Here is a 15,397-nt window from a genome sequence, read left to right on the forward strand (position 1 = left end):
AAGCAGGATATAAAAATGTTATGCCAGGTTCTTATCATCAGAGCGATGCCCGGATATGCGATTGATCTCTTCCTCAAATTCCTCTACTGTTGGAATGCTGGATTTCAATTCCTCCGGTAAAGCTTCTGTTAAAGTGAATTCGCTTACACCTATTGGTTTGTTGATCCCCCTAAGTGCGTATTCTACTTCCAGGGATGTTTTGTTCTTACATAGCAAGATACCAATGGTAGGCTGGTCACTGGCATCTTTCAACAGATCATCGATCACAGAAAGATAAAAGTTCATTTTACCTGCATATTCCGGCTCAAACTCCGTGACTTTAAGTTCGATCACAATGAAACAACGTAAGCGGATATGATAAAAAAGAAGGTCGAGAAAATATTCCTTCTCTCCTACCTTGATCGGAAATTGTCTGCCTAAGAAAGCAAATCCTTTTCCAAGCTCTAATAAAAATCGGGTGATCTGCTCCGTTAATTGTTTTTCCAGATCAAGCTCCTGAACATGCGATTCAAGTGCTAAGAAACTGAAATTGTAGGGGTCTTTCAATATTTGCTGGGCTAACAATGCCTGTTGTGCGGGTAAGGTCTCTTTGAAATTCGAAAGCGCTTTTCCCTGGCTGTCGAATAATTTTTGTTCGATATGAAGGGAAAGCACTGATCGGCTCCAGTTATTTTCAATGATCTGGCAGATATAAAACAATGCTGCTTTAGGATCACTTACTTTATTAAGGATAAGAAGATGGTGGCCCCAGGGAATTTCGGCGAGAAGTTGCCGCACAATTACAAAATCCTGATTTTCAAATTCTTCCGCTACATAATGAGTTACATTATCTGCTATATTTTTTGGAAAGTCCAATTCTGCGACAGCTTGTCGCAGAATTTCGTTGCAGTAAAAAAGATAGAACCTTCTGGTATCCCAAAGGTTTCGTGAAGAAAAATCCGAAATGCCTGGAAACTCAGCTTTCAAATCTTTGGAAAGCTGATCAATGATGCGTGATCCCCAGGAGTGTTCAGCTTGCTTTTCTGAGATCACTTTACCAATGTTCCAATAGAGAAGTATCAATGATCTATTAACAGCAAGCGCAGCTTTTGACTGACTGCTTTTTATCCTTGCCTTAATTTCATTCAACATTAACCTGTATTCAAATGGCGCAGCATGCTCTTCCATAAAGGTGAGTTTACGTGAATAATTTTCCCGTCTTGTCTTAATGCTGCTGCCAGTTCAATTCAAGTTACTCCAGGTACGCTCCTGTCACGTTCTTTCCATCTGTTTCTACGTATATATGTTCCTGTAATGTTGTTGCCAGACTCATTCCGATATAATCCGTATTTACCGGAAAGGTCTTATGTGTGCGGTCCACCAGTGCGAGGGTTTGCATTTTGGCGGGATGAGATGCCAGAAAAGGCTTCATGGCATATAGCATAGTGCGGCCGGAGTTGGCCACATCATCGATCAGAATGATCACCTGTTTATTGAAGTCGGGGGTTTCACTTAGAACAACTTCCCCGGGATTTCTTTTATCGAGAGAGATATGGATGAGGTCGATAGTAGCGGTATGGATCTGCTGCAGCAATTGCTGCATGATGGTGGCAATCACACTGCCGTTCTCGCGGATACCAGCCAGGATGATCCTGTTGGCGTCGAGGTTGTTCTCCACGATCTCATAGGCCATGCGTTGGAGTTTCTTTTTAGCCGTTTCCTGGTCCAGTATATAGTTCCTTTCCATCTGATTTTTTTTCAAATCTAATAAAAAACTGAAAACTTGTATCTTAGCGGGCATAACACTTGTTTTCATGTCTATTATCCAGCAAATAGTTTTTGTAATAGCCGCCGGTTTTGCCATCTGGTTATTTGCAAAAAATATCAGCAAGATCCGCCGTAATATCCTATTGGGAAAAGATGAAGATTACTCCGATAATCCTTCCGCACGCTGGCGCAACACACTATTACTGGCATTTGGACAAAAAAAGATGTTCCGCAATCCCCTGGTGGCCGTCCTGCACTTTGTGGTATATGCCGGGTTTGTGATCATCAATGCCGAGATGCTCGAGATCATGCTCGATGGCGTCCTCGGTACCCACCGTCTCTTTGCTCCCATGCTGGGTGGTTTCTATAATTTCCTGATCGATGCATTTGAGATCCTGGCCTTTGGCGTACTGCTCGCCTGTGCCGTGTTCCTCATCCGACGCAATATCATCAAACTGAAAAGATTCATCAGCCACGACCTGGACGGATGGCCGCGCAGCGATGCCAACTACATCCTTATTACAGAGATCGTGCTCATGGCGCTTTTCCTCACCCTCAATGCATCCGATACGCTGCTGCAACAACGTGGATACAGCCATTTTGCCGAGCACCCCACTGGTAATTTCGTGATCAGTCAGTGGATGCATCCACTGTTGAATGGGATGAGTAACGAAGGTCTTCTTGCACTCGAAAGATCCACCTGGTGGCTGCATATCCTCGGCGTGCTGGCATTCCTGAACTACCTGCCCTACTCGAAACACCTGCATATTATCCTCGCCTTCCCCAATGCCTATTACGCAAGACTGGAGCCCAAAGGCAAAATGGAGAACATGCAGAGCATCCAGAACGAAGTTCTTTATGCCATGCAACCGGAACTGGCTCCTGCCAATGCCGTTGCTCCTGATAAATTCGGTGCGAAAGATGTGATGGACCTCAGCTGGCGCAACCTCCTGGATGCTTACAGCTGCACGGAGTGCGGCCGCTGTTCGGCAGCTTGTCCTGCCACACAGACCGGTAAAGCTCTTTCACCACGCAAGATCATGATGGATACCCGCGACCGTGCCGAAGAAGTAGGAAAGAATATCGATAAGAATGGCAGCTTCACAGACGATGGCAAATCACTCCTTCACGATTATATTTCTACTGAAGAACTCCGAGCCTGCACTACCTGCAATGCCTGTGTACAGGAATGTCCGGTAAGCATCAGTCCGCTGGAGATCATATTGCAACTTCGCCGTTACCTGATCATGGACGAAAGCAATGCGCCACAGGAATGGAACACCATGTTCAGCAATATCGAGAACAATTTCGCTCCCTGGAAGATGAGCCCCGAAGACCGGGATAAATGGACAGAGACGGTGTAGTTAGATTCCAGCCCGACTGGACCCATTTTTTTGCAGGACTGTATCCGAGGAATATCTAAAGTTTGCTGTCAAAGGTATGCAGGAGGCATGGAAAAGGTATTAAAAGAGAGTTTCATTCCGGGTTTCACTTGTAGTTTTCTTCCTCATCATCCTATACCCCTGAACAATCGCCGTAACCGCAAACACTCCCCCTATTACATAATTCAGCACATTCTGATTTCCATTCAGGGTATTTACTATCATCCTTCCACCAAAAATAAAAACAGCATTACCCAGAAAAGTGCCAAATCCGATTCCCGAAATATATGCATTGTAATGCGATGCTTTCGGCAACAAAATATTCTTCGCAAACAACACCGTACTCCAACCAAACCAGAATGGGATCTGTACCGGATTGATCGCGCTCATCGTGATCCCTAAAAAGAATCTCGGCATTGTATTACTCAATATCACATTCTTGCCTTCGCCGGAAGGGTGCGCTGCTGCAATAAAAGAAGAAACTGCCAGCGCCACGATGATCACCAGCGTGATCCAGTTCAGCCAGCGAAAAAGTTTTTCCTGTTTCCTTACCCAATCCATCGCCACCAGCGATAATCTCACATAACAGATCTCCACCAGCAGGGCGCCCAGCGAAAACCCAAGCGCGGGGCGTATCCCATCTGTTACTGCTATCTGCATGGCTGCCACATTCAGCGTTCCCAGCGGTAATGTGCCCAGGAAACTGATGCCAAGTCCAACACAAAAAATGCGAAGTAACTGCATGCAGGATTAATAAGATGATTTGAAAAAAGATGTGCCGCTTCTAATCCGTCATCGCGTCCAGCTTTTCGGAAAGCGCTTTGTTCTCCCTGAACATTTCGATCCCTTCGCGAAGCGATAAATACGGATGCCCCTTCCTCCTGTTCTGGCGACTGATACGATTCAATATGATCCAGTGCCGCACGATCTCCTTCCATGCAAAGAAAAGGGAATGTTTCGGATCATAGATATGTGTAGGCTCAGAGCCGGCGCCATTCACTTCGATAATAGCAAAATGCTTTCCGGCTTTGAGCTCTTCCCAGCTCTGGTACCGAACATCCAGGCGTCCATAATAAAAATCAGGGATCTGCCTGCAAAGTGCATCGATAGTTTCCGTAAGCATTTCATCCGTGCGATGGCTCACATCCAGGAACAACGCGCCACGCGCATGATTGCCGAATGGCGAGATCACATGCTTCTCCCCTTTGCTTAGCACAGTATCCAAAAATTCGCCATGAATGGTTTCATAACTCTCCATATACATCAGCGCGCGCTTGTTCTTCAGTAACAATTCACGCATACTGTGAACACCGTCGCCGGTAACGCTCATGAATTCTTTCTCCACGATACCGGTGATGCTTCCACGATCCTGGTCCGGATAGCGGCAATAAAAGATCCCCACTTCATTCTTGTAAGGTACATATTCCTGTATATGGAAATCGAGAAAGGCCGTTTGCGCATAGGCGCGTACGTCATCGTCCGAACCAAGCACTTTCACACCACGTCCACGGCCGCCTACATTGGGTTTGCCCATAAGCGGATAGGATAATCCTTTACGCTGCAGCTCGGCAAGCACATGATCGGCATTACAGGGCAGGGCAAAAAATGCTGTGCGCGGATGCCATTCTTCCGGGATCATCGGAACGATCTCTTCCTTCGATTCGTTCAAAAAACCTCCATTGCGGATGCGTGGATTGGCGGCTGCAAAAAAGAAAAAAGAACGGGCGCGTAAACAAAGCAGGAACCATACGGGATAGATGCAGGCATATACGGCGCCAAAGCTCCAGTACTCCCAGTTGAACAGCCGGATGAAAAATGGTTGATGGAAGAACCTTTGAAAGGAATTCATTATCTGCCTGCCATTATTTTTTCCAGTGATAAAGATACGGATACAGTTTCACTGCTTTGCAGGTCAAGGTACTGCATCAGTGTATCGGATGAACTGAGTTGCAGTTGTGTTACGCTGACGGTGCCAACTTTGCCGCCGCGGTTCATGAGGAGATCGTTGTGCTGATCGCCATCGCCGGTGAACTGGTGGAAATGCATGATGGCTTCCCCATCGGGTTGCCCGTTTCGTTTCAACCATTCATCAAACCAGGATTTGCGCTTATTGATCACTGTTTCATCGTAGAGAGTAACAGAACTCCAGATATAGGGCTTTTCGCCATTCAGATCCCGCTGGTATTTGCGCTTGCCGTCCCACCTGCATTCGAAGAGTAGTCTTTCTTCCCAGAGCACGGCTGTAAAGGGCTCGATATTATTCAGGTTGATGGCCATGAAACTATTGATGGGAGAACTGCTATCGAGCAGATCGAGCAATATAAGGCCCCTGCTCTTCCTGTAGGGAGGTTGTGGTGAATGCGCCACAAAGCCGCCATTAAGAAAAACGAGTGCATTGCCATTCTCGTGGGCGGCGATCCAGGTGCCACCGGCATGCGGGTCTTTTGGAAAGAGAATATGTCCTGATGGGAATTCAGTGATGGCGGGAGCCGCAGCGGACGGCCGCCAGTTCTTTTCGTCTCTGTTAGAGGTAATGTACAGGCGATTGCCTGTAGGTACAAAAGTTACTGTGCACATTGTTGCTTATGCTTAACTGTGGATGATGCCACCCCGAAATTCTCCGGCAGTACAATATCCGCTACTTCTTTGATGCCGATCCTGATCAATGCCATATGGTGAATGGTATGCTCCAGATTGTAGGCCACTTCGCGATAATAATTGGTGCCGATCTGAACAGGGATATCTGAATGCTCGTCGTAGGCTGCTTCCAGTACCAGCATCCTGTCGGCCCTTGCCAGGTTTTGGTGGATGGATTGCAGGAGGGAACCGGCCAGCTCTTTATCGGTTTCGATCAGGAGGTCCCTTTTTCGTTTTTCATAGTTCACGGTTCCGCTTTCATAACCCTGCTCCAGGCATTGAAACAGTTCGATGATATGCCTTACATGCTGACCAATGGTATGATCAGAGAGTGTTTTGCAGGGCTGAACATACTCTTGCCCGGACAATTGCTCCAACGTCCCGGCAAGCTGAACAAAAATGTTGTTGACAGCCTGTTGTAATTGCATCGGTTCGATAGTTTGTATTAGCGTTTATTTTGCTACAACTCGGGCATGAGGGTTCGGGCGGTTTTCCGGAGGACAGGGGTTGTAGCCTTTAGCTACAATCTATAAATAACGTGCCAGCTTTTGATTTGTGCCTCAATGTTATGCAATATGTACCGGCTTTTGAACTTTTGCTGTAGATTTACAAAAATTTTTTTGAATGCATGTACCAAGCATGGCCGAAATGATGGCAAATGGCCAGAACCCGGAGATCCTTTTCTGGGTAGGGTGTTCAGGTAGTTTTGACCAGCGCGCACAGAAGATCACCAAAGCATTTGCCACTATTCTGCACAAGGCCGGTATCAGTTTCGCGATCCTTGGAAAAGAAGAATTGTGTACGGGCGACCCCGCCCGAAGAGCCGGAAATGAATTCATGTTCCAGATGATGGCTTACCAGAACATCCAGATCCTGAATGGTTACGGCATTAAGAAAATTGTCACTACCTGTCCCCACTGCTTCAATATCTTCAAAAATGAGTACCCCGTCCTCGGCGGTACCTACGAAGTGATCCATCATACCACCCTCCTTCAGCAACTGATAGATGAGGGTAAGATCCGTCTCAAAGAAGGCGGCGCCTTCAAAGGCAAACGCATTACTTTTCACGACAGCTGCTATCTCGGCCGCGCCAACGATATCTACGAAGCGCCCCGCAAAGTGCTGGAAACCCTGGACGCAGAGCTGGTGGAAATGAAACGTTGCCGCTCCAAAGGCCTTTGCTGCGGAGCAGGTGGCGCCCAGATGTTCAAGGAAGAGGAAAAAGGCACAGAACGCATCAACTTCGAACGTGCCAACGAAGCCCTGGAAACAGGGTCAACCATTATCGCAGCCGCCTGCCCCTTCTGCAATACCATGCTCACCGATGGCGTCAAGAACAAGGAAAAAGAGAATGATGTTCAGGTGCTGGACGTTGCTGAACTGGTAGCGCAATCCATGGAATAGCATTTCGTATCTTTGCTCCCATGAACTGGAATTTCAAAGAATTACTGCCGGAAGATTTTGCTCCGGATTCAAGAGTGTGGGTATACCAGAGCAGCAGGCTCTTTACCATGGGTGAAGCTTTGCAACTGGAAGACCTCCTCAATCATTTTGCCGCCAACTGGAAATCCCATGGCACCCCCGTGAAAGGATTCGGAACCCTGTTCTTCGGTCAGTTTATCATATTGATGGCCGATGAAAGCGCTACCGGGGTGAGTGGCTGCAGTACAGACAGCTCAGTCCGGCTCATAAAGGATATCGAAGGGATTTTCAAAGTGCATATGTTCGACAGGCTCAACCTGGCGTTTGTCATTAAAGATAAAGTGCAGTTGTTACCTCAATCACAGGTAAAATATGCACTGGAGAATAAGTTTATAGATGAGAATACCATCTTCTTCAACAATGTTGTGCAAACGAAGGAAGAACTGGAGAATAATTGGATGTTGCCGTTGAAAGAGAGCTGGCTCGGTAAGCGCGTGCTGCCTGCTAAAACTGAAGGATAAACGCAGTCCCCTCTCCTTCCACACTCTGCACCGTAATATGTCCGCGGTGCAGCATCATGATCTGTTTGCACAAACTCAACCCAATACCACTTCCACTTTTTTTGGTGCTGAAAAATGGAATAAAGATCTTTTCCAGCACTTCTTCGCTCATACCTGTACCATTATCCGAAACACGGATCACGGTCCTGCGATTGGAAGCGAGATAAGCCGATAAAATAATATGCGGTTCGGGCTGATCTTTCACGGCCTCCATTGCATTCACCACCAGGTTGATCAGCACCTGTTCCACCAGGTTAGTGTCTGCATCCAGCATCAGGTCGGGATCTTTGAGGATCACTTCCACTTCAATCTTCTTCGCCTGTAAGGTAGGCTGCATCAGATGATGCAGGTTCTCGAACATATCACGTACATATACTTTGCGCAGGTTCGGTGCGGTAATTTTATTGAGGTTACGATAGGTCTCTGCAAATTTCAACAATCCCTCACTCCTTCTCTTGATGGTATCGATGCCGAGCTCCAGGTCTTCCAGCACACCGGATCCATTGCCGATCTCCCTGGCGGATTCATGCAGCCTGTTCTTCAAAGTGGCCGCCAGTGAAGAAATGGGGGCGATGGAATTCATGATCTCATGTGTCATCACACTGAGCAGTTTCTGCCAGGCTTTCGATTCGGTTTCATCCAAAGCCTCGTTCACATTCTGAAATGCGATGAGCTTGTATTTGGCGCCATCGGTCTGGAATGCAGTGGCAGACAGCAATACCTTGAACGGGGATTTCTCCAGGTGCGCCGTCCCGATCTTGCTCTCGCCGGGCTTGAGCGCCGTCACCTGTAAATACAGATCAGCATCCCTTCGATTCAGACTATGAATGGTTTTGAGATAAGGCAGCTGCAGCATATTCTTCAGCGCTTCATTCATCCACACAACAGTGCCATCATCTTCACGATACATGAGAATACCTGTATCGATCAGCTCCAGTATTTTTTGAAGATACTGGTACTGCGTTTCGCGTTCACGACTAATATCCTTGATGGTAGTGTTGATCTCATTGAAACCTTTTCGCAATGGTTGTAAGTCAACAGGAGCATGCTTCACATCGAAATAACGGGAGAAGTCGCGGTAATGAACGGACTCCACGAACTGTCCGAGCTCGTCATGTGCTTTGCGCTGTAGTTTGTAGAAGTCCACCAACTGTGCAATGATCACAGGCAAGGCCAGCACCAGGTAAACATACCATCCCTTGAGAATGATCAAACAGGTGATGGTGATGGTCACGAACAATGCCAGCACGCGGTAAAGTACCCTCCATTCCGTTTTGTTGAAAAAGCTCATTGTCAGATATCGTATTTGCTCAGGCGGCGATACAATGCAGTGCGCGTCAGTCCCAGTTCTTTTGCGGCCTTGGTGATATTGCCATTATGTTTTTCTATCACACGCAGGATGGTATTCTTTTCCACTGCGCTCAGCTTGAGCTCATCGGGCTCATCCTGCGATGCAGCGGGAGAAGATTCGATGGGTGAAAAGATGAGGTCCTGTGCCTGCAGCACATTCCCATCAGCCATGATCACGGCCCTTTCGATGGTGTATTGCAGTTCCCTTATATTACCTGGATAATGATAGCTCAGTAATTTGTCCATTGCTTTGGAATCGAATTCCAGAACGGGTTTCAGATACTTGTTACTATAGATCCTGCTGAAATGTTTGGCCAGGAGAATGATATCATTGCCGCGCTTACGCAATGGCGGTACGATGATCTCTACTGTATTGATACGATAGATCAGGTCCTTCCGGAAACGGCTTTCATTGGCGAGCTCTGTCAGTGGCATATTGGTGGCGCAGATCAGGCGGATATTGATATCCACCGGCGTATTGGTGCCCAGTTTCACCACCTGCCTGTTCTGTAAAACACTCAACAGTTTGGCCTGTTGGTGCAGCCCGATATTACCGATCTCATCCAAAAACAAAGTGCCCCCGGTAGCTGCTTCAAATCTTCCAACCCTGTCCTCACGCGCATCCGTAAACGCACCTTTCTTATGACCGAACAGTTCACTTTCGAAGAGGCTTTCCGTGAGCGCACCTACATCCACTTTCACATACACTTTGTCTGAGCGCAATGACTGCTGATGGATGGCTTTCGCGATAAGGTCCTTCCCTGTTCCGTTCTCTCCCAGGATCAGGATATTCGCATCGGTAGGTGCTATCTTTTCGATCTTATAAAAAATATCCTGCATCACTTCCGATTCTCCCAATAGTTCAGAACCCACAACGGAGTCTGTTCTGAAACTGGGCGTGGTAGCAGCTTTTCCCTTTCTCTTGAGGGCTTCGCGGATGGTAATGAGGAGCTTTTCGTTATGCCAGGGCTTCACTACAAAGTCAGCAGCGCCTTCTTTGAGTGACCGCACTGCCAGATCGATATCGCCATAAGCGGTGATCATGATCACAGCCGCCTCGGATTTGAATTCTTTGATCTTTCCCAGCCAGTATATGCCTTCATTGCCGGTATTGATGGAGCTGTTGAAGTTCATATCCAGCAATATCACATCAAAAGACTGTTTCGATAAGATATTGCGGATATTTTCGGGGTTCTTTTCAGTGACCACTTCTTTGGCTTCCGTTTTCAGCAGCAATCTTACAGCGGTTAAAACATCCTGGTCGTCATCTATTACTAGTATCGAGGCATTCTTCAGCGACATGGTAAAAAAATAAATATTCTGTTTTATGCAACAAAACCCAACTACAATTATACCATAAATACAAAGCCATGGCAAACAATTTTTTATAACAGAAAGGCACTGTTCACCCACTGTATCAAAAGCGGACACAAAGTGTAACACTACTGTACATGGTTCCCTGAACTCAGGCACTAACTAACTGGTTTTCACCACCCTTTTAAACTGGCACAGCGTTGTGATTAAGGAGATGCAGTTGTTTTTTTCTCTAAGTTGTTTTTTTAAGTACTCAGGGTCGCCCGGCCGGAACCTCCGGGCGGCTTTTTTCAAACAGTAACAATCTAAAACTTTCATACCGTGGATCGAGTTATTGCCAAAAAGAAATGGACCACCAAAAAGCTGCTGACCATCCTGGGCATCGCAGCTATCCTTATCCTCATCACTGCCAGTTATTATTTCACTTCCGGCAAGAGCCGTCTGAACGTGAACATGGAAAGGATCACCATCAGTGAGGTCCGTAAAGGCACATTCCAGGAATTCATTCCTGTGAACGGCGTGGTGCTGCCCATCACCACCATTTACCTGGATGCCCTCGAAGGCGGCCGTGTGGAAGAGAAATTCGTGGAAGATGGCGCCGTGATGGTAAAAGGCCAACCGATCCTCCGTCTCTCCAATACAGATCTGGCCCTCAGCCTCGTGAACCAGGAAACCTCCGTGTACAACCTGCTCACACAAATGCAGATCGCCAACAACGCCGCTCAACAGAATACCGTTACCAAGCTCAACCAGCTCACCGATGTGGAGAACACACTGAAAGAAGCTGAGCGCGAGTACAGCCTCAACAAAAAACTCTTTGCAGAGAAAGTGATCGGTTCACAGGAATTCAAGAAATCTGAAAACAATTATATCTACCAGGTGCAGAAGAAGAAACTAACGGATGAGATCATGCGCCAGGACAGTGTTACCACGCGACAAAGCGTTGAACAGGCCCGCGAGCTCTACCAGCGCTCCAAAGCCACACTCGATCTTACCCGTAAGAAAGTGGGTGACCTGATCGTACGTGCACCGGTAGACGGCCAGCTCACTTCGCTTGAAGCAGAGATCGGCCAGAACAAGAACAAGGGAGAAAGACTCGGCCAGATAGATGTGCTCAGCGGTTTCAAGGTACGCGCAGATATCGATGAACATTATATCTCCCGCATCTACAACGGTCTCAGCGGTGAATTCACTTTCGCCAACAAGACCTACAAGCTGAAGATCATTAAAGTATTCACACAGGTCACCAATGGCCGCTTCCAGGTGGATATGGAATTCGAAGGCGAAAAGCCACAAGGCATCCGCCGCGGACAAACACTCCAGATCCGTCTCGCACTCAGCGATGAAACAGAAGCGCTGCTGTTGGCAAAAGGTGGTTTCTATCAGCAGACCGGCGGCAATTCCATTTTCAAACTGAGCGATGATGGCAAAACTGCCTACAAGGTAGACATCCAGCTCGGCCGCCAGAATCCCGATTACTATGAAGTGCTGAAAGGACTGAAGCCCGGCGACAAAGTGATCACGAGCAGCTATGAGAACTACGACAAAATGCAGGAACTGATATTGAAAAAAGAATAAAAGCCACTTGTTATGAAAATTCAAAACAGGATCATCTATACCTCCCTGCTCGTTATTGGCTGCGTGCTGTTTGCATGGCCCAACACCACAGGAGTTGTATGCGACGGGCAGCAGACTGCCAGGGCAACCTTCATCATCCGGCCTGAAATGGAAGAAGAAACAGAAAAAGAAGACATGAACCTGATAGAGCCATTGATGAACCTAATGCCATCCTGTAACCTTGGTATTCACTAAACCGTTTATACAAACAAAATCATATGATCAAGATCACCAATCTCGAAAAGGTTTACCGCACTGAAGAAGTGGAAACCGTTGCCCTCAACAAACTCACCCTCGAAGTAAAAGAAGGCGAATTTGTAGCAGTGATGGGCCCTTCCGGTTGTGGTAAATCAACCTTGCTGAATATCCTGGGACTGCTTGACGATCCCGATGCAGGCAGCTTCCTCTTCAACGGCATCGAGGTGGCGCATTTCAATGAAAGGAAAAGGGCTGATCTCCGCAAACACAATATCGGATTCGTATTCCAGAGCTTCAACCTCATCGATGAACTCACCGTATACGAAAATGTGGAACTGCCCCTCATCTATACCGGCGTAAAATCTGCAGACCGCAAGAAACGTGTGGACGAAGTGCTTGACAAAATGCAGATCATGCACCGCCGCAAACACTACCCGCAACAATTGTCCGGTGGTCAGCAACAACGTGTGGCCGTTGCCCGCGCCGTTGTCAACAATCCAAAACTGATCCTCGCGGATGAGCCTACCGGTAACCTGGATTCATCCAACGGTAATGAAGTAATGACACTGCTCACAGACCTGAACGAACAAGGCACAACCATCGTGATGGTAACACACTCGGAGCACGACAGCCGCTTCAGTCACCGCATCATCCGCATGCTGGACGGACAGGCCGTTACCGAGAACATCATGGTATGATCAGTAACGGGATCTGATCATACCCGTATAGCCATGATTTTTTAGCCCTGAACAAATCAAACGGACCACCATGCTGAGAAACTACTTTAAAACCGCCTGGCGCAATCTCTGGAAGAACAGGTTCTACACCAGCATCAATATCGCCGGGCTGGCCATTGGACTGGCCGTAGGACTCATCATCCTTCTCTGGGTGAACGATGAAAGAAGCTATGACCGCTTTCATTCCAATCAGGAACAGATCTTCCGCGTGATCCCCGATGTTGGTTCCGGAGAAGCGAAACAAACCTGGGCCCATGTTCCCGCTCCCATTGCCACTTATAGCCAGCAGGTAGTTCCCGGTGTAAAGAACGCCGTGAGGATCGCAGATAATTACAGGCATAGTTTCTACGCATACAACAACAATAAATTCAGAAGCCTCAAAAGCGTTTATACGGACCCGGGATTCTTTACCCTCTTCAGCTTCCGTCTCAAAGAAGGAAATCTCCAACAACCATTCCCCGATAACAGCTCAGTGCTGATTACCGAATCAACCGCCAAAGCCATTTTCGGAACAGACAATCCCATCGGCAAAACCATCAGCGCCGATAACAAAACGCCTTTCACCGTTCGCGGCATCCTGGAAGATTTCCCTTCCAATTCCACCATCCGGGCAGATATGCTCTTTCCACTAAGCATCCTGGAACAATCATTCACCGCCAACGATTACTGGAAATCCTTCAACGAGAACTGGGGCGATTACAACTACGAAACCTTCCTGCAGGTTGAGCCCGGTACTTCCATTGCCGGTATCGAAAAAAAGCTCAACAGTCTGCACAAGGAACATAATAAATTCGGCACTTCCGTTTATCATCTCCGTCCCATCAGCAGCATTCACCTGCACGGACTGGATGGCAGATCAGGCAATGCGCAGATGGTGAACATCTTCATGGGTGTAGCCATTTTGCTGTTACTGATCGCCTGCATCAATTATGTGAACCTGAGTACCGCCCGGGCCATGCTGCGCGCCCGTGAAGTGAGTGTGAGAAAGATAGTAGGAGCAGGTAAGATCCAGCTCTTCTTCCAGTTCATTGCAGAAACCCTGATACTTTTTCTGATAGCCACTGTGCTGGCTATCGCGCTCATCAAAATATTGATGCCGCTCTACAATACTATCTCAGGGAAGAGCAATGAATTTGAATTGATGAATACAAGCGTGCTCTCCACCATCGGCATCACCATCGCCGGAACACTGGTGGCAGCCAGCATCTACCCGGCCCTCCTGCTTTCCTCCTTCAAACCCATCCTGGCACTGAAAGGAAAGATCAGCAATGGCATCGGAAATTCAGCCTTCAGAAAAACACTGGTGGTTACGCAATTCTCTTTTGCCGTGATGCTCATCATCAGCACCCTCATTATCGGTAAACAACTGAATTTCCTCCGCAGCAAAGAATTGGGATACGATAAATCACATGTCTTCTTTTTCCGAATGAATGAAGTGGAAAAACATTACGAAGCCGTGAGGTCTGCGCTGCTGCAACAGCCAGGTATAGTTGAAGTTGCAGCCGCCAATGCCAGTCTCGCCAATTTCGGCAGCACTACCAGCGATACCGACTGGGACGGCAAGCCCGCCGACAAGGATTTCCTGGTGCATCCTGTTGAAGTGGACAAGAACTTTTTCCCCGTAATGAAGATGCAACTGGTGCAGGGCAAGGGCTTTACCGGCCTGCCTTCTGATACACTGGGACTGGTGCTGAATGAAACCGCTGTGCGCAATGCAGGCATCCAGGACCCCATCGGAAAATCTTTCACCCTCTGGCAAACAAAAGCCACTATCATTGGTGTGGTAAAGGATTTTCATTACACCTCATTGAAGCGGGAGATCGAGCCCGCTGTTTTCTATATTACTGCTACCCCTCCCAGTCTCATGTATGTGCGCACCAATGCAAAAGATGCTTCCAAAGCCATTGCCGCCACAGAAGCAGCATTCAAAAGATACAATGGCGACTGGCCATTCGAATATAAATTCCTGGATGAATCATTCGACAAGCTGTACCGTGCCGATCAGCGCACCGGTCTGCTCTTCAACATTTTTGCCGTGATCGCGATCCTCATTTCCTGCCTGGGCCTGTTTGGCCTGGCCACTTACACCACGCAGGTAAAGACCAGGGAGATCGGCATCCGTAAAGTGTTGGGCGCCTCCGTGGCCGGCGTAACCGGTATGCTGGCGAAGGATTTCGTGAAACTGGTAGCCATTGCCGTGATCATCGCCTCACCGCTTGCCTGGTATGCGATGAACTACTGGTTACAGAATTTTGCCTACCGCACCGGAATTGGCGTATGGGTATTCCTGTTAGCAGGGGCCATCGCCATCCTGATCGCATTGATCACCGTGAGCTCGCAGGCCATCAGGGCCGCGCTCACCAACCCTGTGAAAAGCCTGAAAACCGAATAGGATCATTTCAAATCATCACCCATGTTGCTCAACTATTTTAAA

15 protein-coding genes are annotated in these 15,397 nt (G+C 47.7%); 7 read left to right on the top strand and 8 right to left on the bottom strand.

What is annotated here, in order from left to right:
* Positions 1–18: 18 nt before the first annotated feature.
* Together FSB84_RS26025 and FSB84_RS26030 are read right to left on the bottom strand one after the other, a co-directional pair.
* Positions 19–1,167 (bottom strand): PDDEXK nuclease domain-containing protein, encoded by a 1,149-nt coding sequence (locus FSB84_RS26025; protein ID WP_130540762.1) that lies wholly within the window; start codon positions 1,165–1,167, stop codon positions 19–21.
* A 64-nt stretch (positions 1,168–1,231) separates the two neighbouring features.
* Complete coding sequence (locus tag FSB84_RS26030) at positions 1,232–1,726, bottom strand: phosphoribosyltransferase family protein (RefSeq protein WP_130540763.1); 495 nt, start codon at positions 1,724–1,726, stop codon at positions 1,232–1,234.
* A gap of 67 nt (positions 1,727–1,793) precedes the next feature.
* On the opposite strand from FSB84_RS26030, the gene FSB84_RS26035 reads away from it, so the two are divergent.
* Positions 1,794–3,110 carry a (Fe-S)-binding protein gene (locus FSB84_RS26035; protein WP_130540764.1) on the top strand — a complete coding sequence of 439 codons (1,317 nt, stop codon included), beginning with the start codon at positions 1,794–1,796 and terminating at the stop codon, positions 3,108–3,110.
* A gap of 99 nt (positions 3,111–3,209) precedes the next feature.
* Here the strand turns inward: FSB84_RS26035 and FSB84_RS26040 are convergent, their stop codons facing one another.
* Genes FSB84_RS26040 through FSB84_RS26055 form a run of 4 tightly spaced genes read right to left on the bottom strand, consistent with a single transcriptional unit; the run spans position 3,210 to position 6,193 of the window.
* Complete coding sequence (locus FSB84_RS26040; RefSeq protein ID WP_130540765.1) at positions 3,210–3,872, bottom strand: LysE family translocator; 663 nt, start codon at positions 3,870–3,872, stop codon at positions 3,210–3,212.
* Between the two features lie 40 nt (positions 3,873–3,912).
* The gene (locus FSB84_RS26045; protein WP_130540766.1) at positions 3,913–4,977 is read right to left on the bottom strand and encodes an ATP-grasp domain-containing protein; all 1,065 of its coding nucleotides are present in this window, start codon (positions 4,975–4,977) and stop codon (positions 3,913–3,915) included.
* Complete coding sequence (locus FSB84_RS26050) at positions 4,977–5,705, bottom strand: NRDE family protein (RefSeq protein WP_130540767.1); 729 nt, start codon at positions 5,703–5,705, stop codon at positions 4,977–4,979. Before FSB84_RS26050 ends, FSB84_RS26045 begins: the two co-directional genes overlap by 1 nt.
* Positions 5,693–6,193, bottom strand: a complete 501-nt coding sequence (locus tag FSB84_RS26055; protein ID WP_130540768.1) for a DinB family protein — start codon at positions 6,191–6,193, stop codon at positions 5,693–5,695. Before FSB84_RS26055 ends, FSB84_RS26050 begins: the two co-directional genes overlap by 13 nt.
* A 196-nt stretch (positions 6,194–6,389) precedes the next feature.
* On the opposite strand from FSB84_RS26055, the gene FSB84_RS26060 reads away from it, so the two are divergent.
* Positions 6,390–7,169 carry a (Fe-S)-binding protein gene (locus FSB84_RS26060; protein WP_130540769.1) on the top strand — a complete coding sequence of 260 codons (780 nt, stop codon included), beginning with the start codon at positions 6,390–6,392 and terminating at the stop codon, positions 7,167–7,169.
* 20 nt (positions 7,170–7,189) lie between these two features.
* Positions 7,190–7,708 carry a hypothetical protein gene (locus tag FSB84_RS26065; RefSeq protein ID WP_130540770.1) on the top strand — a complete coding sequence of 173 codons (519 nt, stop codon included), beginning with the start codon at positions 7,190–7,192 and terminating at the stop codon, positions 7,706–7,708.
* Here the strand turns inward: FSB84_RS26065 and FSB84_RS26070 are convergent.
* Positions 7,692–9,038 carry a sensor histidine kinase gene (locus FSB84_RS26070; protein WP_130540771.1) on the bottom strand — a complete coding sequence of 449 codons (1,347 nt, stop codon included), beginning with the start codon at positions 9,036–9,038 and terminating at the stop codon, positions 7,692–7,694. The genes FSB84_RS26065 and FSB84_RS26070 overlap by 17 nt on opposite strands.
* A 2-nt stretch (positions 9,039–9,040) precedes the next feature.
* Positions 9,041–10,399: a sigma-54-dependent transcriptional regulator gene (locus tag FSB84_RS26075; protein ID WP_130540772.1), complete on the bottom strand. Its 1,359-nt coding sequence runs from the start codon at positions 10,397–10,399 to the stop codon at positions 9,041–9,043.
* A gap of 333 nt (positions 10,400–10,732) precedes the next feature.
* Here FSB84_RS26075 and FSB84_RS26080 point away from each other — a divergent pair, with 333 nt between their 5' ends.
* From FSB84_RS26080 to FSB84_RS26095, 4 genes are all read left to right on the top strand, one after another.
* Entirely contained in the window at positions 10,733–11,989 is a 1,257-nt protein-coding gene (locus FSB84_RS26080; protein ID WP_130540773.1) for an efflux RND transporter periplasmic adaptor subunit, read from the top strand.
* A 12-nt stretch (positions 11,990–12,001) separates the two neighbouring features.
* Positions 12,002–12,223, top strand: coding sequence for a hypothetical protein (locus FSB84_RS26085; protein ID WP_130540774.1), 222 nt, complete (start codon positions 12,002–12,004; stop codon positions 12,221–12,223).
* 23 nt (positions 12,224–12,246) lie between these two features.
* Complete coding sequence (locus FSB84_RS26090) at positions 12,247–12,924, top strand: ABC transporter ATP-binding protein (protein ID WP_127125706.1); 678 nt, start codon at positions 12,247–12,249, stop codon at positions 12,922–12,924.
* 70 nt (positions 12,925–12,994) lie between these two features.
* Positions 12,995–15,355: an ABC transporter permease gene (locus FSB84_RS26095; RefSeq protein WP_130540775.1), complete on the top strand. Its 2,361-nt coding sequence runs from the start codon at positions 12,995–12,997 to the stop codon at positions 15,353–15,355.
* The last annotated feature ends 42 nt before the right edge of the window (positions 15,356–15,397 follow it).

The sequence above is a fragment of the Pseudobacter ginsenosidimutans genome (assembly GCF_007970185.1).
GTDB lineage: Bacteria > Bacteroidota > Bacteroidia > Chitinophagales > Chitinophagaceae > Pseudobacter > Pseudobacter ginsenosidimutans.